This is a genomic window from Microaerobacter geothermalis (assembly GCF_021608135.1).
GTDB classification, from domain to species: domain Bacteria; phylum Bacillota; class Bacilli; order DSM-22679; family DSM-22679; genus Microaerobacter; species Microaerobacter geothermalis.
In genome coordinates, this window is sequence record NZ_JAKIHL010000016.1 from 33,780 (window position 1) to 57,386 (window position 23,607).

General features: G+C 43.4%; 25 protein-coding genes. 19 read left to right on the forward strand and 6 right to left on the reverse strand.

Going from position 1 to position 23,607, the window contains the following annotated elements; translation table 11 throughout:
- Positions 1-2 precede the first annotated feature (2 nt).
- Positions 3-1,325, forward strand: coding sequence for a restriction endonuclease subunit S (locus L1765_RS07950; protein WP_236406175.1), 1,323 nt, complete (start codon positions 3-5; stop codon positions 1,323-1,325).
- Between the two features lie 476 nt (positions 1,326-1,801).
- Here L1765_RS07950 and L1765_RS07955 read toward each other — a convergent pair whose 3' ends face one another.
- Together L1765_RS07955 and L1765_RS07960 are read right to left on the reverse strand one after the other, a co-directional pair.
- Positions 1,802-2,074, reverse strand: a complete 273-nt coding sequence (locus L1765_RS07955; protein ID WP_236406176.1) for a hypothetical protein — start codon at positions 2,072-2,074, stop codon at positions 1,802-1,804.
- Positions 2,067-3,044 carry a ParM/StbA family protein gene (locus L1765_RS07960; protein WP_236406177.1) on the reverse strand — a complete coding sequence of 326 codons (978 nt, stop codon included), beginning with the start codon at positions 3,042-3,044 and terminating at the stop codon, positions 2,067-2,069. The genes L1765_RS07955 and L1765_RS07960 overlap by 8 nt, the downstream gene beginning before the upstream one ends.
- A 289-nt stretch (positions 3,045-3,333) precedes the next feature.
- Between L1765_RS07960 and L1765_RS07965 the strand changes: the two genes are divergently transcribed.
- The 3 genes from L1765_RS07965 to L1765_RS07975 all read left to right on the forward strand — a co-directional run bounded on the left by L1765_RS07965 (position 3,334) and on the right by L1765_RS07975 (position 6,707).
- On the forward strand, positions 3,334-4,191 hold the full coding sequence (locus tag L1765_RS07965) for a hypothetical protein (protein WP_236406178.1): 858 nt from the start codon (positions 3,334-3,336) through the stop codon (positions 4,189-4,191).
- 331 nt (positions 4,192-4,522) lie between these two features.
- Entirely contained in the window at positions 4,523-6,511 is a 1,989-nt protein-coding gene (locus L1765_RS07970) for a DnaB-like helicase C-terminal domain-containing protein (protein WP_236406179.1), read from the forward strand.
- 28 nt (positions 6,512-6,539) lie between these two features.
- Complete coding sequence (locus L1765_RS07975) at positions 6,540-6,707, forward strand: hypothetical protein (RefSeq protein WP_236406180.1); 168 nt, start codon at positions 6,540-6,542, stop codon at positions 6,705-6,707.
- Here L1765_RS07975 and L1765_RS07980 read toward each other — a convergent pair.
- Positions 6,693-7,220 carry a hypothetical protein gene (locus L1765_RS07980; protein WP_236406181.1) on the reverse strand — a complete coding sequence of 176 codons (528 nt, stop codon included), beginning with the start codon at positions 7,218-7,220 and terminating at the stop codon, positions 6,693-6,695. The two genes, L1765_RS07975 and L1765_RS07980, sit on opposite strands and share 15 nt — an antisense overlap.
- Positions 7,221-7,374: 154 nt before the next feature.
- Here L1765_RS07980 and L1765_RS07985 point away from each other — a divergent pair, with 154 nt between their 5' ends.
- The 3 genes from L1765_RS07985 to L1765_RS07995 all read left to right on the forward strand — a co-directional run bounded on the left by L1765_RS07985 (position 7,375) and on the right by L1765_RS07995 (position 9,229).
- Entirely contained in the window at positions 7,375-7,935 is a 561-nt protein-coding gene (locus tag L1765_RS07985) for a hypothetical protein (protein ID WP_236406182.1), read from the forward strand.
- 49 nt (positions 7,936-7,984) lie between these two features.
- On the forward strand, positions 7,985-8,344 hold the full coding sequence (locus tag L1765_RS07990; protein WP_236406183.1) for a four helix bundle protein: 360 nt from the start codon (positions 7,985-7,987) through the stop codon (positions 8,342-8,344).
- Positions 8,345-8,476: 132 nt separating this feature from the next.
- A complete protein-coding gene (locus tag L1765_RS07995) occupies positions 8,477-9,229 on the forward strand; it encodes a helix-turn-helix domain-containing protein (RefSeq protein ID WP_236406184.1) in 753 nt (250 codons plus the stop codon).
- Between the two features lie 149 nt (positions 9,230-9,378).
- Here the strand turns inward: L1765_RS07995 and L1765_RS08000 are convergent, their stop codons facing one another.
- A complete protein-coding gene (locus L1765_RS08000; RefSeq protein ID WP_236406185.1) occupies positions 9,379-10,299 on the reverse strand; it encodes a hypothetical protein in 921 nt (306 codons plus the stop codon).
- Positions 10,300-10,459: 160 nt separating this feature from the next.
- On the opposite strand from L1765_RS08000, the gene L1765_RS08005 reads away from it, so the two are divergent.
- The 10 genes from L1765_RS08005 (at position 10,460) to L1765_RS08050 (ending at position 20,009) form a co-directional block, all read left to right on the forward strand.
- Positions 10,460-11,377: a tyrosine-type recombinase/integrase gene (locus tag L1765_RS08005; protein ID WP_236406186.1), complete on the forward strand. Its 918-nt coding sequence runs from the start codon at positions 10,460-10,462 to the stop codon at positions 11,375-11,377.
- 151 nt (positions 11,378-11,528) lie between these two features.
- The gene (locus tag L1765_RS08010; protein ID WP_236406187.1) at positions 11,529-12,380 is read left to right on the forward strand and encodes a TnsA endonuclease C-terminal domain-containing protein; all 852 of its coding nucleotides are present in this window, start codon (positions 11,529-11,531) and stop codon (positions 12,378-12,380) included.
- Positions 12,364-13,461 (forward strand): hypothetical protein, encoded by a 1,098-nt coding sequence (locus tag L1765_RS08015; RefSeq protein WP_236406188.1) that lies wholly within the window; start codon positions 12,364-12,366, stop codon positions 13,459-13,461. The genes L1765_RS08010 and L1765_RS08015 overlap by 17 nt, the downstream gene beginning before the upstream one ends.
- 63 nt (positions 13,462-13,524) lie before the next feature.
- Entirely contained in the window at positions 13,525-14,502 is a 978-nt protein-coding gene (locus L1765_RS08020; protein WP_236406189.1) for a Mu transposase C-terminal domain-containing protein, read from the forward strand.
- Positions 14,489-15,046: an ATP-binding protein gene (locus L1765_RS08025; protein WP_236406191.1), complete on the forward strand. Its 558-nt coding sequence runs from the start codon at positions 14,489-14,491 to the stop codon at positions 15,044-15,046. Before L1765_RS08020 ends, L1765_RS08025 begins: the two co-directional genes overlap by 14 nt.
- A 41-nt stretch (positions 15,047-15,087) precedes the next feature.
- Positions 15,088-16,113 carry an AAA family ATPase gene (locus tag L1765_RS08030; protein WP_236406205.1) on the forward strand — a complete coding sequence of 342 codons (1,026 nt, stop codon included), beginning with the start codon at positions 15,088-15,090 and terminating at the stop codon, positions 16,111-16,113.
- A gap of 6 nt (positions 16,114-16,119) precedes the next feature.
- Entirely contained in the window at positions 16,120-18,003 is a 1,884-nt protein-coding gene (locus L1765_RS08035) for a TnsD family transposase (protein WP_236406193.1), read from the forward strand.
- A gap of 288 nt (positions 18,004-18,291) precedes the next feature.
- A complete protein-coding gene (locus L1765_RS08040) occupies positions 18,292-18,522 on the forward strand; it encodes a hypothetical protein (protein ID WP_236406194.1) in 231 nt (76 codons plus the stop codon).
- A gap of 162 nt (positions 18,523-18,684) precedes the next feature.
- Positions 18,685-19,554, forward strand: a complete 870-nt coding sequence (locus L1765_RS08045) for a sensor domain-containing diguanylate cyclase (protein WP_236406196.1) — start codon at positions 18,685-18,687, stop codon at positions 19,552-19,554.
- A 29-nt stretch (positions 19,555-19,583) separates the two neighbouring features.
- Positions 19,584-20,009, forward strand: a complete 426-nt coding sequence (locus tag L1765_RS08050) for a hypothetical protein (protein ID WP_236406198.1) — start codon at positions 19,584-19,586, stop codon at positions 20,007-20,009.
- Between the two features lie 183 nt (positions 20,010-20,192).
- Here L1765_RS08050 and L1765_RS08055 read toward each other — a convergent pair whose 3' ends face one another.
- Complete coding sequence (locus L1765_RS08055; protein WP_236406199.1) at positions 20,193-20,708, reverse strand: hypothetical protein; 516 nt, start codon at positions 20,706-20,708, stop codon at positions 20,193-20,195.
- Positions 20,709-20,812: 104 nt separating this feature from the next.
- Here L1765_RS08055 and L1765_RS08060 point away from each other — a divergent pair, with 104 nt between their 5' ends.
- Both L1765_RS08060 and L1765_RS08065 read left to right on the forward strand, forming a co-directional pair.
- Entirely contained in the window at positions 20,813-21,019 is a 207-nt protein-coding gene (locus tag L1765_RS08060) for a DUF4250 family protein (RefSeq protein ID WP_236406200.1), read from the forward strand.
- 285 nt (positions 21,020-21,304) lie between these two features.
- Complete coding sequence (locus L1765_RS08065) at positions 21,305-22,138, forward strand: hypothetical protein (RefSeq protein ID WP_236406201.1); 834 nt, start codon at positions 21,305-21,307, stop codon at positions 22,136-22,138.
- A gap of 464 nt (positions 22,139-22,602) precedes the next feature.
- Here L1765_RS08065 and L1765_RS08070 read toward each other — a convergent pair.
- On the reverse strand, positions 22,603-23,607 hold a 1,005-nt coding region (locus L1765_RS08070), incomplete at its 5' end, for an ISLre2 family transposase (RefSeq protein WP_236406202.1).

Genomic DNA, 23,607 nt, shown 5'->3' on the forward strand with positions numbered 1-23,607 from the left:
AAATGAAGACTTATCAAGTTGTTAAACTAGGCGATGTTTTAAAGAGGAATACGAAACAAATTCGCATAGAGGATAATCAAAAATACAAGCAAGTGACTGTACGTTTGTGGGGTAAGGGTGTTCAATTACGTAATGAAGTATACGGTCATGAAATTAAATCAGATAGTAGGTATATTGTAAAATCTGGGCAGTTTATAGTTTCCAAGATTGATGCAAGAAACGGGGCCTCAGGTCTTATTCCCGAAGAATTAGATGGAGCTATCATAACGGGGGACTTTTTATCATTCGACATTAACAAGGACTTAATTCTTCCAGAATACTTGTTATGGTTGAGCAGATCTGAGTGGTTTATTGAACAATGTGTACAGGCGAGTTCAGGAACAACCAACAGAATTCGTTTGAACGAATCAAAATTTTTACAAATCGAAATTTCTTTACCTAATATTTCGGAACAAGCTCAGATCATCAGGAAGATCCAAGACGCGGTTCAAATTATCAACAATATTGACTTGGTTCTTACGGAGCAAAAACAGCTTACGGAAAATTTACGTCAAAGTATTTTACAAAAAGCTATTCAAGGTCATTTGGTTGAACAAGATCCCAACGACGAACCCGCGGCGGATTTGTTAAAGAGAATTCGTGAAGAAAAAGAGCGGCTGATCAAAGAAAAGAAAATCAAGAAAGAGAAGCCGTTGCCGCCGATCTCGCCTGAAGAGATTCCGTATGAGTTGCCGAAAGGGTGGGAGTGGGTAAGGTTAGGGGAAATAGGTAGTTGGGGAGCAGGAGCAACACCAAATCGGAATAATCCCCTTTTTTACAATGGATCAATTCCTTGGTTGAAAACGGGTGAATTAAATGATGCTTTCATTTTTGATTCTGAAGAAAAAATAACCGAATTAGCACTTGAAAAAAACTCTATTAGGTTGAACAAACCTGGAGACGTTTTAATTGCGATGTATGGAGCTACTATAGGTAAATTGGGGATTTTAGGAATAGAGGCGGCGACAAATCAAGCTTGTTGTGCCTGTACACCATTTTCGGGAATTTATAACAAATACCTTTTTTATTACTTAATGTCAAGACGAGAATTCTTCCAAAATCAAGGGGCTGGTGGTGCTCAACCTAACATATCGAAAGAAAAGATAATCAATACTTTAATGCCATTGCCACCCACAAATGAGCAGAAACGAATTGTTGATAAGATAGAAAGGTTATTCAGTATTTGTGAAGAATTAGAGCGTTGTATCAGTACTTCCAAGCATGAAAGTGACTTGTTAGTGCAATCGGTATTAAGGGAAACATTTCAACAAGAAATACTCATATAAAGAAGAGCCAATGAAAATTTAGCTTTGTATATTAAAAGGCTACTCCTAATTGTTTTAGAGTAGCCTTATTGTTCCTAAAAAAGTTAATTAATCAAGTTATGAGTAAGAATCAAACCTCTTCAAGGTTGCATTATTGTCCGTGAAAAATGCAATTTCATCCAATGAACTATAATGAAAACCCGTTGTTCTGGTGTGATTCAAGCATGATCGTAGAACATGCTTTTGCGTTTTTGCTGATTCCTACGGTATCGCTTCAACCTTCTATGGGGTGGATGCAAAATCCTATGTCGTGTTTCAATCCTTTTATGGTTGCATTACCCCGATGGGAAAAACGAAACTAAATGCAAGCAACACCTGCAAGTGGATCATCAAACTTTGCAGATGTTGCAATTTTCTACGTTATTTTGCCTTATTCGCCTTTCCCCTATAAAGATAATCCCAACCCTTGATTTTGCTGACGAAAGGATTTTTTCAGATTAAAACAATTGATTAAGGAGTTCGGCATCTTCTTTGGAAAGAAAATCACTTTGCTCGATATTTGACTGATTTGCATAAGGAACTGGACTTTTCTGAAAGATTTCCATTACTATTTCTCGTATTTGATCATGGGTAACCGTGCGTTCATTGTTCAAATAGGTTTCCAAAGCTTGTGCGATGTAATCGCTTTTATTGGGGACAGTTTTCAAATGTTCGTAAATATGCCTGTATTGTTGTTTGAAAGAAATCGAGAGCCTCATTCGATTACCCATTTTGCTTGGCCTCCAATATTTTGAGGAAGCTTAGGGTATTGGCAAACTGGGCATCGGTGTGAATGATGGATGATGGATATTCATCGAGAATGAAATCCCTAAGCAACAAAGACCCTCCTCCGACGAAGTGAACCTCCGTATTGTTGAATGAGATCTTCCTGCTTCTGGCGTGATTGAAAATTTCCTTTACATGATTGGCGATTAATCCGTCAATGATTTCCTTGCTGTCTTCCTGCTTTTCGCCATTAAGAAACAAGTATTTATCCCGAAATAAACGCTCAACATCATTGTCTGAAATGGTAGTTCCGTATCTGCTGGTTAATGTGTCGGAAATTTTGCTTCGAAGCAGATTGACTCCAAGGTCAGCGGTAATCATCTGTTGGAAAGAAGGGATCAGGTTCGTGAATTCTTGAAAGTTCACATTCAAGGAACCGATATCGATAATCAAAATCCTTTTATGTCGAAATTCGTTGATATTACTGTAAACGGGACCGATGCCTTCTGGGAGCACGAAAATCTGGTGAATCCGAAAAACAAATGCTTTGCCGTTCACTTTCTTGCAAATCGGTTCCCCGCTATTTTGAATAAATTCCTGGTATGCTTTTTTCTGTTTGTCGTTCCTATAAAGGCTTAATGGTATATTGGTCGCCAAGCAAATATTCGCGAACGCGATGGAACGTTTGGATTTTTGCAACAACTTAGCAATCGCAAGGTAGATGCAGATCTGGTGAATAAGGTTGTGTTTCGTCAACCGATAATCCATCTTGCTTTCATCCAACATTTCACCAACCAAATAAGATTTCCCCTGGAACTCCACAAGATCGGTATTAGGGGAGATATCAGCCCCGAAATCCTCGACTTCTTCCACAAGGGTTCGAAACTTGACCCTCTGCAAGCCCTCCTCTTCTTTCATGATCGCTTTGGTCGAATGTTTCCCGCTGTCGATGGCAATCAAAAATCGATTGTGCATTCACATTCCCCCTTTTGGTAGATTTTATGGTTTTTAGATCATATGCAGTTTTTGTGCGACTTAATCGGAACAGGTCGCATTTTTTTGTCGGATCAAATATGAACATGTCGCACGTTAAATTTAACGTTTTTCAGCTTGTCAAGTCTTACGGCAGTCCAATGTCAAGTGGCAAAAAACCAATAAAATCAAGGGATTCGACAGGGCTCGAACGTGGTTCGACACAAAATCGGTTTTCTGAAGATGTGATAGGAAATAAGATAGGGTCAAACAGACGGAGGGGGTGGATTGAATGCAGAAGGATAGAGCACCACAACAATATGTGGCCATTCCATTAAATGACTGCGTGATGTTCATTTGCGAAGGAATCATGAAACTGAGAAATGGGCAGATCAATCCATATAATCCAAATGAGTGGGTTCGTTATCTGCACGGAGAGAATCAACTTTGCCTGGATATTTGGAAAATGGGGTTAATGGATATAACGGAAGCTACGGGAATGATTCGCTTTTCACAAGTTCAACTTTTCATCTATTTACTGCACTTGTGGAAAACTTCCCGCAATTCTCCAATAACCATGGATGAAAATCGGTATTTTGCTGTCCGACGCATCCGCAGACGACCCGAAAATGTGATCCGATTGCAAGAAGACCTGGAAGTGTTGCAATCCATTCGTATTTCAATTACGGGAAAAAAGAAAAATAAACCCTATCTTGCATCGGGAGCATTATTGAAGGGGTATCAAAAAAAGGGAAAAGAAATTTGCGTTACATTGGGCGATTTTATTGATTATCTTACGCCCAACGTGTTCACATATCTCAATACAAGATTTTTCCAGTATCATCCCAAACATCATTGGATGGCAGGATTGTTGTCGTTAAAGTTTGCCCAATTGAACAAACTTGGTACTCACAAAATAAAAATCGGAACCATTGCAGATTATTTAGGAATTACCGATGAACAATACAAAAAGCAAGGTCAGCAATATTACACACAATTGCTGGAGCGTTCGTTGCACATTCTTAGTGGTGAAGGTTATCAAATCAACCTTGAAGCAACCAACATGATGGAATCTGTCATCGAATTTAAGATGCAGTCAATTAACGATGGGCAAGATTTAGAAAGCCATGAACATGCTAAGGTCAGCTGAAATCATACATCAAACCAGGAAAAAGGATACACCAAACCAGGCAAAACCATACGGTAAACCAGGAAAATCATACACTAACCTAGGCAAAGCAATGTGTTCAGTGCAGTTGTAACAAGGCAAATCAGCCCTTTCAATCTCCTAATAATATTTAATAAATCTAAATGAAAGTTAATATGCACAGGCAAGAGTGTCAGCCCTCTTGCCTGTGCAGGGGAACAATTATAGCCTAACTTTTTCGTTTATAAACGAAAAACTGGGTTATAAACGAAATTCTCCAATCGCCTGGGAAAAAGAATGGGAAAAAGAAAAAGAAAAAAGGGGGAATATTGCAATGGCTGTCAATAGTCACGAAACCGCAATTGAACTTGCCAAACAAAAGATTGACCTCATGGATTATATAGAACATGCCACGGGGGTTAAAGCAAAACGCCGATCTAAATCATATGTTTTTGACCCCTGCCCTTTCTGCGGCAAAAAGAATCATTTCTTCGTTGTGCCTGAAAAGAATTTTTACCACACCTTTTCTGGTTGCGGAAAATCGGGAACGATCATTGATTTCCTCATGGAATATGAAAAATTAACTCTACAGGAAGCCATAAAAAAAATACTGGATCTTGCGGGGGCGGAACTGCCTTCTGGCGTTTATGCCAAGAAAAGCCGTCAAACGCACCAGGAAAACGGAGAAACGAAAAACCAGATCCCACAATTTGATTTTACGGAAATGATAGAGCAGTTGCATGCCAACGTTGCCCAAACAACGTATTTTAAAGAACGTGGATTGTCGGATCAAACGATCAAAAAATACAAACTGGGATTTGCTGAGGACGGCTTGAATGCAGTACAACAGCAGTTTCAACTTTTTCAAAATCACCGCAATTTTCTTCAAATGTACAAATATTTTTTGCCTGTTTGGAACGAAGAAGGGAAGTGCCATTATTTTATCCCGAGGATAGATGAAAGCAGTGTTCCGCAATATTTTGAGTCAAAACCCAGCAAAACGTTTAATCTGCCTCAGATCCCAGTACAACTGTTCAATGATCGGTATTTGAAATCAGCAGATACCAAATTGCTCTTTATAACGGAAGGCATATTTGACGCGTTGTCTATTGAGGAATTCGGGTATTCATGCATTGCATTAAATGGCGTAACCAACGCCAACAAATTGATCGCACTTCTCGAAGAACAGATCGATATTTGCATTGATAAAACCTTTGTTCTGGTTCCAGACAATGATATGGCTGGTCAGAACATGATGCAAACGGTTCAAGAAGGATTTCGTAAAATTGGCTTATCCATTGAAATTTGCAAACTTCCTGAAACTTATAAAGATGTGAATGAATATCTTCAAAAAGATCGGATGGGGTTGGAGAAATTGTTGACGGCGACAGTAAAGGGAATTCAAGAAAGGGAATTTTCTTCCGATGAATGCGTTGCATCTTATCTCGATATATATTGCAAGGAAATCAGGAATGCTCCTACTGTGCCAATATCCACAGGATTTCCCGATTTGGACGCATCACTTTCGGGCGGAATTATTCCAGGTTTGTATGTCCTGGGTGCAGTCAGCTCATTGGGGAAAACATCGTTTATCCTTCAGGTCGCCGATTATATTGCAAGTCAAGGCATTCCCGTGATGTTCATTACGTTGGAAATGAGCAAAAAAGAGCTGGTAAGCAGGAGTCTTTCCAGACAATCGTTTGTTCGTGATCATCGGCAAGCATACAGTGCTATTGATTTTTTAAAGGGGGAGGTACCCGAAGAGATTGTGCTTAGCACGATAGAGTCCTATCGGAACACAGCAAAAAAAATGAGAATCGAGGACAGCAGTCGTTGCTTACATGTATCAGCCATTAGAGAGCAGATGGAAACGTTCAAGCAGAGGTTTGAAAAGTTCGTTGTATTTATTGATTATCTGCAAATCTTGCAAAGCCCGAATAATCGAAGCGACAAACAGACTGTAGATTTCAATGTAACACAATTAAAACTAATCAGCCGAGATTTTGACATTCCTGTTATCGCCGTATCATCGTTTAATCGAACGAATTATCACCATACCGCTGGTTTTGAGAGTTTTAAGGAGTCGGGAGGCATAGAGTATTCAGCCGATGTGATCATGGCATTACAACTCAAGGGTATGGATAAACTTGCAACCATTTCGGATGAGACCAAACGTCGAGAAAATATGAACCAATTAAAAGCCCAGCCCATTCGCCCTATTGAACTGGTCATCTTAAAACAAAGGAATGGAATTTCTTATGCAAAATCGGATTTTTCGTATCATGCCAAATTCAATTATTTTCAACAAGTAAATGCGGGATAAAAGTAGGGGATGAGAAGGAATCGTAAAAATGGGATGGTACAGATTCTTGGATGCCGATGAACTTTGTGATGTAGAAAACAGGGGACAGCAAACAATGGGGAGAAAAAAAGGGGGATTCTTGGCGGAGGGATCATCAGGAGTAGGTCAGGTGGACAATAAGTCAGGTGGTTTCGAAAGGGCGTCAAAAAAGGGATAATCCTTCATCTTCCAGCAACTCTTCAATGTCCGCGAAATCGTAGACGCCCAATTCGATGCAACCCAAAACAATCTGATCCCTTAGATCGCAATCGGAAAAGGTATACCCAGCTTTCGCCAACAGTTCATGTGTTTGTTTCAAGTCGCATCTGAAAAGAATGGCAATACGCAAAATAACCTCTTTCGAAGGTCTTTCATATTTATCGTTGAGCAGTTTTGACCAGTATTGGCGGGTGATTTGAGCCTGTCCAAAAAACGCCTCATTGTAATGGAACCGTCCCTTATCAGCGGCTAATTTTCGTATGTATTTGCCCAGGGATAAGGTGTTCTGTGCAGTCCTGAGTCTTGATTGGATGGCATTCACTTGAAAACTGCTCAAACTGTGCCCAAATACAGTTGTGCCCTCAGTTTGGTTTTCATAGATTGCAGAATATTTTTTGTTTTTCTGAAGAAAATCATCGGAAAAGGCTAGTTCTTTGATTTTTTGTTTCAGATTAGCGTCTAATTTACCCATCTGTTGCCTCCTCTTATGTTGCCTGTCAGGCGACAATTTCTCTGTATTTAATATATACAATGAATTCAGAGACAGGCAAAACAGGGGGAGGGCTGAACAAGTAATTTCAACGTGAAGCCCTGTTTAAATCTCAAATCGAAAGGAACGTGAATGCATGTTAAATGAAATTCGAAGTCTGGTGACAGATATTCAATTTGCAGAAACGGAACTGAAAAGATTAACAAGGGAGAATCAGAAAACAGGTGAAGGGATGATAGAGCAGGTATTTGAAATCGCCCAAAACGTCCTGAAATTTGAACCCATTTTTAAAAAGGCGTCAATGTTCGGGACGCGAATGGAGCAAAGAGAATATTTTTACCGATCGGACGGAGAATTGCTAAAGGGGTTTTTGATCAATTCCTCACTTGAATATTCGGGCAATGCCAATGGTGAAGAAACAGAGGAATTCAACGAGTTGTTTTTGACGGAAGACAGGAAACTCATATGTTTTTACACTGTCCATAAATATCCAGATTCTCGAAAACATTCGATGCAACATGAAGTAACTCGATTTGAAGCCCATTTCGATGATGAGGAAATATACTATGGCTCGGTCATAAGGAGCTTGTCGAAAATGCTGAAAAGCAGGTATCAAGAGTTGATGACGAGGAAAGAGCTTATGCTTGAACGGTTAAAGGATTTGGATTCAGTACGGATTGATGTGGAGGAATTTTAGGTTCATTACCAACCGAAGTATAGAGGCGGAGGGGGTGAGGAATTTATTCATGAAAGATTTCAAAACATTGACGCTGTACCAAAAAGCGATTGCTCTGGAGGACGAAATCGACGAGATTGTCAGAAGCTTCCCGCAAGAAGAAAAATATCGGCTGGTGGATCAGCTCATCCGATGTGTCACGAGCATCGGTGCAAACATCGCTGAATCGAATGGCGGGCAGTATGCAGGGCGTGAGCGGTACCACTTGGGGATCGCATTCGGATCGGCTAACGAGACCCGCTATTGGATTGAAAGGGCTTTCAGAAGGGGCTACATTGATAGAGACACGTTCGAGCGGCTGGATGAAAAAGCCCAGGAACTTCGCCGAATCATGGTCGGGATGTTCAAGCGACTGGATCAGTCGGCATAATCCTTTGATCGTAAAGCACCCTTTTGGGTGCAATGTACATAGGTTCCCTGCCCCCTTCATAATAGACGGTGGACAAAAATTGAAAAAGTGTAACCTTAACATTAGAATAGGGAATGTGAGGGGAAAGGGATAATGAATGTGGAAATTTTTAGATTGACAGAGGAAATCATCAGTCGAGCGATTGAGGAACGGGATGCAATTCTTTTGCAAAAAGAAGCGACATTCTTGCTAAACTCCTTTGCGATGATCATGCCCGAGGCATTTCCTCAAATTGAGTATGTTAGGCTGACAAAGGTTCAGTTTAAAATGAACCCAGACTTCATGTTCGGGAAAACCCATGTTTCATCCCTTAGGAAACTGCTGACTTCTATAGAACAGATTCTTCAACAAAGAATCGATATCATCGAAGCCAAACTGCTTTTTGACTCCTGGTTTTATGAGTCCACTGAAACTGGGAGCTTGCACTACGTTTTCGACGACTCAGAGTTGGTCAATATTTCAGACGCCGCAGATTCTCTTGGCGTTTCCCGCACCACTCTTTACAAATATATTGACCGTGGGCTGGAGACGGTTGGGGAAAAGCACAATCAAAAAGTCCCACGTTTTTTGCTTGAGGCGTGGAAAAATCCAGAAGTCGCTTTTCAAATGCAGTGGCTCGCTCAATTGAAAAGAACAAGGGAGCAGACGGCAGAGCAACGCCTTGACGATGTTAATAAACAAATCGCCGAATTTGAGAAAAAATTCGGTGGTTCCTTTTATTTCTTGTTCTCTAACATGACCGATCAAGAATTGGATGCCCACCCCGAAGCGGTGGATCTCCACGATTGGCGAGAACTGGAAAAGGAGAAACAGGAGCTTCTTGCCAGGTTAAAGGGTGAGCGATGAGGAGTTGTATACTTTATAAGATTCCATGATAAAAATGGCATTATTAAGTTATGTAGCGAGATTTTTCGTTCTAAAATGCCTCCAAAATTATTAAGGTGAACGGGAATACGAGCTTTACTCTCCACATAATGAAGAGTTATGTTGCCAAGTTATTTGTCAGGTTTAGGATCCTGTTTCCTCCGTGTAAGTTTGTGCATTGATACAGCCAAGTATATGAAAATGGCGATTAATGCACTAAAGAAAAGTGAAATTAACAACCATTTGGTTTTTACATCGTTATAAGTTTCTTCTGGATAAGGAAGGAGAATGCAGGGGTAGGCTATGCCAACAATACAGGAATATATCAATACCGCAAGACCGCTCCATAACCCATAAGGTTTGACATAATCATTCAAAATTTTTTGCTGTTCATTCTTTCTTACCGAAAGAAAATATACTTCATTCCTTAACTCGTCCCTATACTTTACTTTCTCACGATACGTCTGTGCATCCATGATGCTCAATACAGGGGGTTCAAGGTCATATAAGAATCCTGTACCGAGGACATTCTTCCTTATTATTTTGTACACTAATTCATACCAGCTTTTCTTTCCTTCGATTTGAATCCCGTTGTCATTGATGAACTCAGTAAAATCACTGGGAAGGTCTTCAGACTTTTCTATCATTTCTATGGTGTTATCCCTGATTGTAATCAACTCTTCAACATATGGTTTTAGATCCTCTTCGCTGAAATTGCAAGAATCATCATCACGAAGGATTTCCTCAAGGGATTTACCTTCAATAATCAATTCTTCGCAGTGGTTTTGAATAAAATCATCGATATCTTCTTCGAAAATGACTTTCTCAATGTTTTCCAGCATTTCTTTCTTGATAGTTAGATCGTTATCTATTTCTTGTAATCTTCGTTCGATAGATTGCTTTTCACCTGCAAGAGTAATTACTCTGCTAACCAGAAATCCGCCAATGATCGCAACAAGTGCGGCTGTCGCTGTGATAATCGTAGAAATCAGACCATTTAAATCCACTTTCCTTTTTCTCTCCTCCAGAGATTTATCGGCAATTTTCCTCATTATATCATGTCGTAAATATGACGAGGACGCTTGAAAGGCGGAGATATGTTCAATATAATAGTCCTTAATCACATAACCATCGAAAAAGTGCTTTTTCATGTGGATGATGTTTCGACTTTAAAAAAAGGCGGAACGTTGCCCATTTGAAACAGCACTTTTTTTGTTGTCTGGCAAAGAAGGGGAGAGGAATTTGTATCTGGATCAATTTCGCGAAGAATTGTTGCGGGAAGGAAAGAGTTGGCTCACGGTAGAAGCCTATTTAACCGATATCAAACAATTTCAGTCATGGCTTCAGGATACGCTGGGGTACGAGAGCGAATCCATTACGGAAACCGATGTGCGAGAGTACAGACAATACCTGAATATGCACAAGAAGCTCAAACCGACCAGCATCAATCGGAAACTGAAAAGCATCATGTCATACCAGCGTTTCCTGGTGAAAAAAGGCGTTTGCAAAGAGGAAATCAATCCGTCCAAGGTTTTGCTGAAACACACAACGGAGCTGGATCGAGAAATTAAAGTCGTGGAAAAAACGGATTTGTATCGGTTGAAAAGGACGATTGAGGCGGAAAATAACAAGCGTGACATTTGCGTATATTATTTGCTCTTTGGAACGGGAATCAGGTGTTCGGAGTTGGTGAATATTGAACTGGATGACATTGTTCTGACTGAACGTAACGGCAAGAACAATTACAGCTATATCCTCATTCGCAACGGCAAAGGGAATAAGTCGCGAAAAGTGAATCTGAATGCCGTAACGGTGAATGCAGTTAAGGAATACTTGAATGTGCGTCCTAACACGGATTCGAATAAATTGCTCATTGGACAGCGGGGGCCTCTTACACGATTGGCCATCAATAAGATTTTGGAGAAATATAGCAGGAAAGCCCAGTTATCGATAAAAATTAATCCGCATGCGGCTCGTCACACCTTTTGTTCCCAACTGATCAAAAGCGGCGTCGATCCCAAGACGGTTTGCCTTTTGACAGGGCACAGTTCGGTGGATCTGGTTTATCGATTCTACGTGAACTCCAGTGCGGAAGACAAGCAAAGAGCGGTTGACGGGTTGCAAATCTGATCCCATGAAACCATACAATCTTACTTTAATATAAAAAGTGCAAGTGCCATGAGTCGTTGCAGGCACAGAGCCGTTTCAAAAAAAAACGGATGCTGTTGTCTATGTGCGACGCATTGGCACTTTTTCTTTTCAGGCAATGGAGGCGAATCAATTGGCAAGAAGCTCAGACTGGACAGAAGCAAAGCTGAAACGATTTTTGGCGGAGGGTCGGGGGCAAGGTGAACGCGAAAGCTATCGTCCTTGGCTGACGGTAATGGATATTCCCAGTCGCGGCAGGGCAAGCCGAGTGTTTTCAAGAAAGTGCAACCGTGTGGTGCATCTGCTCACCGATACGCAACTTCGATACTTTTACCTGCTGGAATGGGATGAATCGATACTGGATATCAAGGAACAGTTTCCGCTTCTTGATGCAGAGACCATCGTGGATCAAATGGACGAGTCGCTCTTAAAGCGGCTCAAGGATCCCAAAACGGAAGTGCCTCATGTGATTACTACAACGTTCGTGATTACGGCAAAGGATCATGAAGGCAGAGAAATCCAGTATGCCCGTGCCATCAAAGATGCCGCCGAACTGGAGAAAAAGGCAGCTTTGGAGAGGTTGGAAATTCAGCGGCGGTTTTGGGAAGCCTGTCAGGTGGATTTTGCCGTTGTGACCCAGCACGAAATTCCATATCAGCGAAGCCGCAACATTGAATGGGTATTGTCTGCTTTGAACGTTCAGGATTACGGATTTTCGATATCGCAAATCCAGACATATGCCTCGATCCTACAGGAGCAACTGTTGTCCTCTGACCAAAGTCTCCGTGCCATCCTGGCTTCCTTTGAAAGGGAGATGAAAGAGGATGCGGGCACAGGGCTTTTGGTGTTCAGGTACTTGATCGCTTCCCGACTCATCCAGGTCAACATGGACGTAGACATTCAGCTGTCTGCGACACCCATGGACCTTGGGCTAAAGGTCAATATGCTCCAGGGAGGGGAGAGGAGATTTGGAGCTGTGCGTTAATACCGTGATCAACTATGTCGGCGAACAACCGCTTGAACGCATCCTTTGGATGGATGCGGAACAAAAAGCATGCTTTGTCATTGACATCAATGGCAACCAATTTCCCCAAAGCCGTTGGCTGGAGGAAATCCGATACGGAATCGAGCAAGGCTTGATTGGAATTGAAGAATCCGATCCGTGGGCCTGCATTGTGGATCCCGACATGCTGTCGGAAAAGGAAAAAGAGAAGTGGGAAACGGATTGGCAGATCGTCCAGGCGATTGCTTCCAAAAATTTTGAACCGCAAATCTTCGTTTCAACCGAACGGTCGAAGCTCGTTCGCCAGGCGGCGGAGAGGTTTGGGCTGTCGGAAAAGCAGATCGGGAGAATCCTCAAAAGGTATTGGAGCCGCGGCAAAACCAAGCTGGAGGTGTTGCCCGATTTCGCCAACCGTGGCGGCAAGGGAAAAGAACGGAGTCAGGCGGCAAGGAAGCGGGGCAGACCAAAACGGTTTGATTCCATCTATGCGGAAATGAACGTGGGCGAAGAGGTCAAAAAGATTTTTCGGATTGCCTTGGACAAGTATTACTATAAAGCCAATCGCCCCTCCCTCCGCTGGGCGTATGAGCAGATGCTGAAAGAATATTTTGCTGTGGATCGCAAGCTGGACAACGGAGTCGAGCTTCCCGTCATGGAAAGCGGTACGGCGATTCCTTCCTTTTCGCAATTCCGTTACTGGTTTCGCAAATGGCGGGATTTGAAAAAGGAAATCTCCCTGCGGGAAAGTGCGAAAAAGTTCCATCAGCGGTACCGACCTGTTTTGGGTTCCACCCAGCAAGACGTGTTTGGTCCTGGATCGGTTTATCAGATAGACGCTACAGTAGCAGACGTTTATCTCGTCAGTTCGTTTGACCGAAGAAGGATCATAGGGCGTCCTGTGCTGTACCTGGTGATGGATGGGTACAGCCGAATGATCGCAGGTCTATACGTTGGGCTGGAGGGCCCAAGCTGGCAAGGAGCGATGATGGCGTTGAAAAATGCGTGCGAATCGAAGGTGGATTGGTGCCGTCAATTTGGAATCGAGATCCGCGAAGAAGATTGACCATGCGTATATCTGCCCGAATCGATTCTGGCGGACAGAGGGGAACTGCTTTCCGACAAGGCGTTGTCCATCATCGAGCATTTGCAAATTGCAGTGAAAAACACTTCCCCGTATCGCCCCGACTGGAAAGCGGTGGTGGAAAAACATTTTGACCTCATTCAAACGCACGTAAAACCGTTTTTGCCTGGAGCGATTCAAGAGGACTTTCAGGAACGGGGAGCTAAAGATTATCGGCTGAACGCCGCTCTCACCATCCCAGAGTTCACGCAAATCCTCATCAAATGCGTGTTGTACTACAATAATCGACATTATTTGACAGGATACCAGCGGGATGCTGATCAGATTGCGGAAAATGTTCAGCCGATCCCCATTCAACTTTGGAACTTTGGCATCCAGCACCGTTCGGGAAGACTCCGCAAGGTGTCGGAAGATATTTTGCGTTTCAATCTGTTGCCGACGGAGGAGGCGACGGTGACGCCTGGCGGAATCCGTTTTCAAGGCATTTATTACAGTTGCCCTACAGCGTTGAAGGAGAAATGGTTTGTTCATGCCCGTACGCATGGCATATTTAAAGTCGCTGTTTCCTATGATCCGAGAAATGTCAGCCAAATCTATTTGCGATTGGGCAGAACCCAATATGATGTGTGCAATTTACTGGAGTCCCAGGCTCGGTATCGGAATCAAAGTCTGGAGGATGTGAACTATCTGCTTGCATGGGAGAAGCAGAATCAGGCGGAATCGCAAGACCTGGAATTGAAAGAGCGGATATCGCTTGCGGCGGAAATTGAAGCGATTGTCGAGGAAGCCAGGAGGAAAACCCGTGCTGAATCTCTTTCTCTGTCCAAAACCCAAAAACTGAGGGACATAAGGGAGAACAGGCGGCAAGAGAAAGAAGTGAACAGAAAACAGGAAAGTTTTTCGTTGGTGAGATCTTCGGCAAGTGAACGTTCGGAACGGCGGGATGAGGAAGTTCAGGAAGAACGAAGCTATTTGAGAATCTTGAAACAAAAGCAGGAGGATGTGTTTTATGGAGATCGTTAGATTGCCAAACGGAACGGAAGCGGTTGTTGCGACATACCGAAAGCAGGTCATTCCCGATTTTGCGGGCAATCCGTGGATCGAGGCGTTGCCCGACATTTTATCGCCTGAACAGGTGATCGAAGCATTGTCCAGTTACCCGCCGATGGATCCGTTGGAAAGACAGTTGGAACCGCATCTTCGCATTCACCTGATCCCGCAACGGCTTTCCCAATACTTTCAACCTTTGGAACAACATCTGGTGCTTTATGACGCGATTTCGTCGATGATTCGGGGCGGATATGTCGAACGCAATCCGTTTTCGCCGAGCGTCATCAGGCGATTATCTCAAATGGAGAACAGGCAAAGGGGCAATGTATATCCGCCGCATTCGACTGCCAAAAGCATGGCGTTGATTGGCATTTCGGGTTCGGGGAAAACCAGCTCGCTGAACCGAATCCTTGCCCTCTTCCCGCAAGTGATCGTTCATTCCGAGTATCAGGGACAAGACTTTCCCAGATACCAGGTCACGCATATTCGTTTGGAGGCCCATATGACGGGAGCCTAAAGGCTTTATGCTTGCAATTGTTTTCCGCCATCGATACGCTTTTGGGAACGCAGTATCTGGAGAGATACGGAAACGGGAAATGGTCAACGAACGTGATGATCCCAATTTTGTCCAGATTATTGCAAAATATGGGGGCGGGCATACTGGTCGTTGATGAAATTCAACATCTCAGTCTTTTCAGAAGCGGCGGTTCCGCCCAAGTGCTCAATTTTTTCACGACCCTGATCAACTCAGCCCAAATCCCCGTTCTGTTGGTGGGCACACCGAAAAGTTTGAAGGTGCTTACCTCGGAATTTCGCCAGGCACGACGAAGCTTAAGCGGGCATGGCGGTTTTCTGTGGGATCGTTTGAAAAAAGATGAAAACTGGGCATTGTTTCTGTCAGGATTGTGGCAATACCAGTGGACGAGACACGTGGAGGGGCTGACACAGGAATTGTCCGATGTCATGTACGAGGAGACACAAGGGATCCTAGATTTGTCCTTGAAACTTTTCGTGATGACGCAAGTGCGGGCAATCGTCGCTGGAAAAGAGAAGATCACCGCCGAGTTGATTCGCAAAGTGGCGAAGGAACAATTCAAAATCATCCGCCCCATGCTCGATGCCCTGCAGGATGGACGAAAAACGCAGTTGCTGGATTATGAGGACATTGTCGTTCCCGATGTGGAAGAATTTATTCAAAGGGAGCGAATTCAAATCGATGTGCAAACTTTTATCCAGGAAACCCGAAAACGAACCGAATCCAGGCAGGAACAAATTGTGCGGGTGAAAGACGAAGCCATCATTCGACTGCAGTTATTGGGGATTTCCGAACGACAAGCTTCGGAACTGGTGAGAGCCGTGTTAACCGAGCAACCGAGTGCTTCCGATGTCAATGAAGTCGTCAAGGCGGCTTTTCAATTATCGATTCAAAAGAAACAGGACAGACAGGGCGGGAAGGTAAACCCTGCGGAAGACGAACGTGACTTGCGGTTGATCGTGAAAAAGGGCAAGGATGAGGGAATGACCGCTTATGATGCTCTGAAACAGGCAGGCGTGATCCGAATCGACAAGTGGTGTGCGGGGTGAAGGCGAGTGCTCGTATTTTTTCCTGCCCCCTATCCCGATGAACTCCTGTATTCCGTCTGTGCCCGTTATCGCAAGCTGACAGGAGATTCAAGTCCCAAGAACCTGCTTCAGGATTTGTTCGGCAAGAACAACGTCCTGGCTTCCGTGGATTTGCCGTCCCATATCGGGGCATTGGTCGCTCGGCTTCCCGTCGGTTCCAAAATAACGGCGGAACGATTGGTCATGGATCACACGATGTATCCTTTTTATTCCGCTTTTCTTCCTCCGAAGCAAGCAAGATCGGTTTTGGAGGCGATGGTCAGCGGAAGCGGCAAACGGATTTATGCCCAGGCGGGAGTCATGGCGAGTTCGATTCGCACCTCGCCAACCTTTCGCTACTGCCCCCTTTGTTTTCAGGAGGATTTGAAGCGGTACGGTGAATTGTATTGGCATCGCATGCATCACATTCCTGGCTGGGATGTGTGCGTCAAACATGGAACGTGGCTGAACAACAGCAAGGTTGCCCTGTGGCAAATGAACAAACATGTGTTTGCGGAACCGACGGAAGAAGTTTGTCCTTTGGATCAGGTTGCGTACATAACGGATTCGGAACTGCTTTCGCATTACCGTTCCATAGGCAACGGCATTGAAGCCTTGCTCACGCAACGTTTTCCTCATCGGCCGCTCGATTGGTTTCAGAGGCATTATGAAGCCAGGCTTCGGCAAAAGCATTATGCTTCCCTTGTCAGCGGGAAAGTGGATCAAGCAATGCTTCAACGGGATTTTGTTCAATACTACAGAAAGGAGTTTTTGGAACGATTACAGTCCAGCTTGCGGGGAGAAAGCAATTGGCTGGCGATGATGGCCAGAAAGCATCGGAAATCCTTTCATCCTTTGCGGCATCTGCTTTTGATGAATTTTTTGGGTGTCACGCTTGATGAAATGTTTTATCAGGATGAGCAGTGCAAGCCGTTTGGGGATGGACCGTGGGTTTGCTTGAATCCTGCGGCGGAGCATTATCAACAAGCGGTTGTCACAGATTTGGTTCTTAGCACATGTGAAAAGACCAGGGAGGTGATTGGGACATTTTCTTGTTCCTGTGGTTTTGTTTATACAAGAAGAGCTGGAGATAGAGATCCGAACAAAATATCCAGAGTGAAACAATATGGGGAGACATGGGAACGCGAATGCCTGCGGTTGGCTAACGAAGGATTCAGTTTGCGAGAAATTGGGCGGCGGCTTCATGCGGATCCCAAGACCGTTAAGAAGCATATCAGGGGAAAGGAAGTAAAGGATGGACGGCGAAATTCACAACGGGAACGGGATCGAATCGAGTGGCTGTCCCTTCAACAACAGCATCCGAATTTATCCAAAACCGAGCTTCGGAAACTGAATCCTGCACTGTACGCCCGTTTGTATCGAAATGATCGGATTTGGCTCGATAAGCATTCCCCTGAAACCAACAATAAGAAGACCAGGAACGTTCGGGTCGATTGGAATCAACGCGATCTTGAAGTGCTGGCGAAAATTCAGCATGCCGCAAGTCAAATTCTTGAATCCAACGGAAAGCCCAAAAGATTGACAGTGAGCAGAATCGGGGCAATTGCTGGTGTCAGACCTTTACTGGAGAAACATTTGGATCGCCTGCCCGAAACCAAACAATATCTGGAGCAAATGGTTGAAAGTGAAGAACAGTTTCGATGGCGAAAAATTCAGTGGGCTATTGAGGAGTTGAAACGGCAAGGCGAACCATTGCAGGAATGGAAAGTGCTCAGAAAAGCGGGCATTCGCAAGGAACATGCTCCAATGGAATTGCTTAGGCAACTTGATTCGATTTTCATTGAGAAAGCGGCAAGAATTTGTTATGATGATCTCATCCCATTGGATGTTTGGAAAAAGGAAAGAAGTTAAAATGAAATTGTTCATTTTTTACAAAAACCATAAAATTCCAAACCAACGCTCAGTCGAAAGACTGGGCGTTTTTAATTGTGTTTTCTTTGAAACAGAATGAGGTCTGGAAGGAGTGATTGCAAATGAAAAAGATGATGGAGAATCTGCAGGATAAACATTGGCTTCAAGATGTCTGCATGGAAATGTTGGCGTGTTTTCTCATGCTTTGTGCTAGCATTGTGATTGGCTCTTTTTTCAAGTCGTTGCTGTTTTAGGGCTTGAACATGGTGGATTGGGAGGGAAAGGGAAATGATCGTTTTTAATATTCAGGTATCTGAAGAGCTGAGAGAAAAAATCAAGCAAACGGTCAAGGATCAACTGCATGACCTGGAAGACGGTGAGCCCTTTGCCATTCTTGGTGGAGAACGGCTTATTGTCGGTTACAGGCAGGAAGGCGGCAAAGTGGTGATTGAGCAAATCGTGGAGAAAGTGATCGGTCTCGAAGACATGGCGGGAGAACAGCAGAAACCGACAGAGTGAGAAAGGAATGCCAAGGTGACAGGGCCAACGAACCGACCGTTCATGAAAGTGGATTTACAGCAAGAGATGAATGAGCTTTGGAAGAAAACAGTGCGATATTCGAAACAATATGTGACGAAGGGTCGATATTTGCAACCCTTCCGAATTCAGGAGGTTCAGGAAATGGATAAAGAAACTGCCGAACATCATTTCGAAACATCGAAGTTTAAAGAGGTCGTGATGCAATCGAAAGACATCATTTATTACTGCCTTGTCAAGCCAAAGCCGCAAGTGTTGTTTGTCAATGCGGCTTTGGAACAGTATTTCGGTCCAGGCTCAGTAAAACAATGCTATGAGCAACCCGAATACTTTTACCGCCGTTTGCACCCTGATTTCCGTGACATCATCCAGAAAAAATGGAGCGGGGATTTCGACTATGACAAGCCCATCATTCAATGTTGGCTGGATGAAAATGGACGAGAACGGTGGTTTGAAGAGCTGGCCACGCCAGTTTACGAAAACGGAGAGCTGATTGCGATGCATGGCATTCTCCGAAACATCGATGAGTGGATCCAGCTTCAAAAAGATCTGGAGTATCGGATCTCGCATGACGCTTTGACGGGGGCTTTTAGCAGGAATTTTTTTGAGAGGATGATGAAACGATACGACGATGAAGTAGACGTTCCTATGGCGATCATCCTATGCGACCTGGACGAACTGAAAACGGTGAATGATCACTTCGGGCACAGGGAAGGGGATCGGCTTATCAAGGAAGCCGCCAAAATACTGATGAATTTTCAGTCGGAAAAAGTGCTTGTTTCGAGAATTGGCGGCGACGAGTTTGCCATCCTGGTCATCGAAATGGAATTATCGGAAGTGAAAAAGCTGGTTGAAAAAATGGATGAAGCCATCAATGGCTACAATAACAGGGATTGGCCGATGAAGATGTCCTATGGCTACGCTTTTTCCCGCTCGTCCAAAGGAAACATGGAGCGATTATTCGAGGAAGCGGATCGAAACATGTATGACAACAAGTTTGGGAAAAAGGGATGAAACAGTTTCCAAAGATATGGGTATAAGGTATGAATATTATACGTCAAGAAATGAACTTTAAATTTGCAGAAGGATTTGCGGAGGGCATTGCGTCACTGACAGCGAGAATACGTGAGGAACTTATGGACGCTACCAACGAAGATGGATTTGAAAGGCTTTTTAAAATACTCATCAAGTTTGGAAATTTATCGGAAAAAGAAATCGAAGAAATATGTGAATTGAAAAATTTGGATGCCGTCCAAAGAAAAATGTATAAGCAGTTTGCAGAAGGCGTAGCAACGGTGAGATCGGATATTCGTCAAAAGTTGATTTTAGCAATAAGACATAATAAATCGAGCGAATGGATACGTGAGCTCATTGAACTGGGTAAATTCACTGACCAAGAGGTTAGAGAGATTTACTCAGAAGCAAAAAATAACTATACGCAATGTTCAATTTTTGCTAAGCCTCCTTAAAGCTTCATCGTTTCGGTCACAAATGCGGTTTGTTTGTTCACGGATGAACCGCATGCGGTCTTCTTTGGACATTTTTGAGAAATCAGGTTTTTTATAGCCGATTGGTTTTGCAATGTTGTTTTTTTCTTCCTTGCCGTTGCACATACTATCCTCTCCCAGGTTTTTTCTCAGACGTTCGCGGTGTTACTTTGCTTCTCCCATGAGCATTTGCTTGATCTGATCGCTATTTTTGCACATTAACACCTTTAACAGGTAAGAAAAATGATGACGGCGGTTCGGAGCCTTAAGATAACGCTCAGGATGACCAAAAAAATCTATTGCGTATTCAAATATGTCCTCTATTAGATTTTCCACCGCCGTTTCTTTATTTTTGCCGTTTGCGTATAGTTCAAGTTCGTCCACACCGACTGTGATTGAATCATCTTCTTCAGGAAATGCCACCATTGTGAATGAATAGCTCTGAAGCAACTGTTGCACCAGTTTTTCATTTAACAGAAAGGTGCGAGATTCATTTTGCTTTCTTCGTTCTATGATAATTGGATAGAGGTTTTGGACTTGATCCATGATGGATTCCCAATTGCTTTGTACGTCCTCCGCCTTTAATTGAGGGATAACCCCTCTTTTCTTGTTTGAATCGCTCTCCAAGTGGTCTTTTTCCATCAAATCCACCTTTCTGTCCTTCAGCATGATTTCATTCATTTAGTGTGATAAAGCTCGGACATCATCGAACCAAAACGGAGTATTCAATATAAGCCCCTCATTCTAAAAAGATAGTATACATCATAAAAAACAGGAGGGGTTTGATGTACGGCCATCAGTTCTATCGGTTTCCCGTTGAAAAAAGGGTTAAATTTATAAATACAGAGTTGAAACAAGGTCGTTTTAATACATTGGAAGAACTGGCGGATGATATGTTTCTGGATGCGGAAGAAATGAAAAATGAGCTTAAAAAATACGGATATTATTTTGTCCCAGAGGTCAATCAATTTGTTCATGGTGTTGGAGCATGACATAATTAATTCGTCCTAGTTTCTAGAAGAATGGATTCCCATTGCCAATTGTTCGATGAATATGGATTGTCCTTGGTTATATTACGGTTACTGAAGTTTGTAAAAAATAAATTACTCCAGAAAAATACTGAAAGCACCTGACCGACTCTGTTGGGCGGAGGTGCTTTTTTCATAGGATTTGTGTGATGACAAATGTAAAAGCGTTATCATAAATTATATTATAGAATGATTGGAAACCTTATTTCAACCACATAAACATTTTAAAGGAATGGGAAGGGGCTTTTCGTGGACTGGGTTCAAACCAAATTTAAGCTGATTATCTCGGGCATTAAACTTGTGTCTGATTTTCGGCCGATTGATACTGTTCATAGTCGTTACGTCCGTAATGTCAATTGCTCGGTTGGGGAACGGGACAATACAGTCGTGGTTACGGGAACAATTTGCAGTGAAGATCAAAACAAAAATTTCCTGATTGCAGAAGACCTGACCGTCTTTTTTCTTAGGCTGTTTTCCCTGTTCGGGGTGAATTGCCGTGTGGAACATTTTGAATTGGATAAGGGCGGCGATGTTTTGTGGGGCTATCCGCCAGTGCCGACGATTGATGGCAAGATGATGAATGACCAAATAGGCAAAGTCAAGTCTTTGTTTTTCGAACCCCAATCATCCGCCGAGTTTCAAGCCATCCAAGCGTCAACAAGGGTAGACGTGCCGCATCATTTTCGCACTTTGGCGGCATTGTTCTTTGAAGAGCTGTGTCCCCGCTGGGATGATCATGTTTTAGAAAAATATGTGGAAGCGTTGCTGGAGCGGTATGAAAATCAGCACGAAAAAAGGTTGCTGGAACTTATTCAGGTGCTATGCGACGCTGATCTCACAGATTTTCGTACCCAATTGAATCAGTCATCCAGGTTGCAGTCGGCTATGCAAAACGTCAGTGGCCCGAGGTTAATAGACGATAATGTTGCTCATGGTATACTGGCGTGCATAGAAGTGATTTATCTTCAAATGAGACAAGGCAACTATGATGGATTAAACAGAAAGCTCATCTCATCCGCACATGAATTGCTACTCCCGCTGGTTCAAAAATTGTTGCGTTCTCGAACCTTGGACAACCCCTGATTAGGCTTTGTCGGCATCCATTTGAAACTGTCCAGTTTTTGGTTATAATGATGGGTAAGGTAAGTTTGTCGCTGACCGACATGCGACGAATAAATGGTCGGTACGCAGGTATGTCGCTGACCGATACGCGACTCATCAAGTGGTCGGCTCGTAAGATCTTTGGGTGAAAAAACACCCTTGAGAAGCGATTAAATTTGTCGAACCGTCATAATATTAAAAACATCTTACCTATTTCAGGAACAGGATAAACGCCGTAACTGCCGCACCAACGTAAACCCAGATTGAATTCTCTTTAGCACATGCAACAAATTTTTTCATAAAAACTCACCCCCTCGTACCATTTTACTTCATTCTGCTGTACTTAGAGGTTTGAGTCAAGTATTTGTGGGAGAAATTTTCCTCCCATTATTTTGTAAGCGCATTCAATGCTTTAGGGTGCTCCTTGTTCGAGTCATTTATCTTTTTTAAAAACCTTTCAACGCCTTTAAAGCTTGATGAATCGGAATATGGATTTTCTGCTTTAGATACAAGAGGTTGTCCCTGGTAGCTTCACCTATGGTGCTGGTAACCTTTTCCACATAATACTTTGGGGGTTTACTTTCTTTCGGTACTGACCATTTCTCTACTCTTCCAAATAACGTTTTGAGGGCTAGTTTGTCAATGAAAGCCACCATAGCTGTCATCATGGCACTTGCCCCTTTATCCACCCAGCTCCTCCCATTCTTTAGGCGCTTTGCAAATACACTCATGGTGGCTTCTGCACTCCCCATGGGGCGCATTCCCGCCGTATCCACCCCCCTCTCCATGAGCCATTTTCTATAGTCTCCCAACGCTTCGGGATACTGCTCCAGTTGCTTAATGAGTTCTTCCAAACGCTTCTCTTTTGCCTCGGTATCCAGTGTTCCTACGGCACTGTTCAATTCTAAAATGAGTTTCTTTCCATCGTAGGCAGCAAGGGCTTTCCTTATCTTCCGATAGCGGGGGTGATCGCGAAATATGCTCCGAATATCCCTCGCGACATGAAATCGATCTATGGAGAAGAAAGCACGGTCCTTAAAGTAATCTCGGCACGCCGTAATCCAGGGTGCCCCATCCCCATTTATGACAAGACGATGCACCATGGGATCATAGTCATACGTTTCCATGAGAAAGGTCTCAAATCCCTCCCAAAATGGCTCCTTTCCCCGATGGATGTAATGACGCTTATCCTTCAGATGTACTCGTTTTCCGTTGACTTCCCAGCCTTGATGGACGGCTGCTATTTTCTCTTCTTTCCCCTTTCTCCCTTTTTCTTGTCGTTTCAGATACAGCCCGTCCACTTCGACAAACAAAACTGGTTGGGTTAGTGGTTGTCGCTCTTTTGGGATGGCTTCTACGTTTAACAGGTGTTGGCGAATGGCTTCATGGCTGATGACGCGATAACCCAGAAGGGTTTCTAGTGTGTCCGCCGCCTTTCGGTAAGAAGGTCC

Bases quoted from the DNA above. Each gene is read 5' to 3' on its own strand.
- L1765_RS07975 (WP_236406180.1), top strand. From the start codon at position 6,540: ATGGGATGGTACAGATTCTTGGATGCCGATGAACTTTGTGATGTAGAA.
- L1765_RS07965 (WP_236406178.1), top strand. From the start codon at position 3,334: ATGCAGAAGGATAGAGCACCACAACAATATGTGGCCATTCCATTAAAT.
- L1765_RS08060 (WP_236406200.1), top strand. From the start codon at position 20,813: ATGTACGGCCATCAGTTCTATCGGTTTCCCGTTGAAAAAAGGGTTAAA.
- L1765_RS08025 (WP_236406191.1), top strand. From the start codon at position 14,489: ATGGAGATCGTTAGATTGCCAAACGGAACGGAAGCGGTTGTTGCGACA.
- L1765_RS08000 (WP_236406185.1), bottom strand. From the start codon at position 10,299: ATGAGGAAAATTGCCGATAAATCTCTGGAGGAGAGAAAAAGGAAAGTG.
- L1765_RS08050 (WP_236406198.1), top strand. From the start codon at position 19,584: ATGAATATTATACGTCAAGAAATGAACTTTAAATTTGCAGAAGGATTT.
- L1765_RS07960 (WP_236406177.1), bottom strand. From the start codon at position 3,044: ATGCACAATCGATTTTTGATTGCCATCGACAGCGGGAAACATTCGACC.
- L1765_RS08055 (WP_236406199.1), bottom strand. From the start codon at position 20,708: ATGAATGAAATCATGCTGAAGGACAGAAAGGTGGATTTGATGGAAAAA.
- L1765_RS08040 (WP_236406194.1), top strand. From the start codon at position 18,292: ATGATCGTTTTTAATATTCAGGTATCTGAAGAGCTGAGAGAAAAAATC.
- L1765_RS08045 (WP_236406196.1), top strand. From the start codon at position 18,685: ATGGATAAAGAAACTGCCGAACATCATTTCGAAACATCGAAGTTTAAA.
- L1765_RS07985 (WP_236406182.1), top strand. From the start codon at position 7,375: ATGTTAAATGAAATTCGAAGTCTGGTGACAGATATTCAATTTGCAGAA.
- L1765_RS07995 (WP_236406184.1), top strand. From the start codon at position 8,477: ATGAATGTGGAAATTTTTAGATTGACAGAGGAAATCATCAGTCGAGCG.
- L1765_RS07950 (WP_236406175.1), top strand. From the start codon at position 3: ATGAAGACTTATCAAGTTGTTAAACTAGGCGATGTTTTAAAGAGGAAT.
- L1765_RS07955 (WP_236406176.1), bottom strand. From the start codon at position 2,074: ATGGGTAATCGAATGAGGCTCTCGATTTCTTTCAAACAACAATACAGG.
- L1765_RS07990 (WP_236406183.1), top strand. From the start codon at position 7,985: ATGAAAGATTTCAAAACATTGACGCTGTACCAAAAAGCGATTGCTCTG.
- L1765_RS07980 (WP_236406181.1), bottom strand. From the start codon at position 7,220: ATGGGTAAATTAGACGCTAATCTGAAACAAAAAATCAAAGAACTAGCC.
- L1765_RS07970 (WP_236406179.1), top strand. From the start codon at position 4,523: ATGGCTGTCAATAGTCACGAAACCGCAATTGAACTTGCCAAACAAAAG.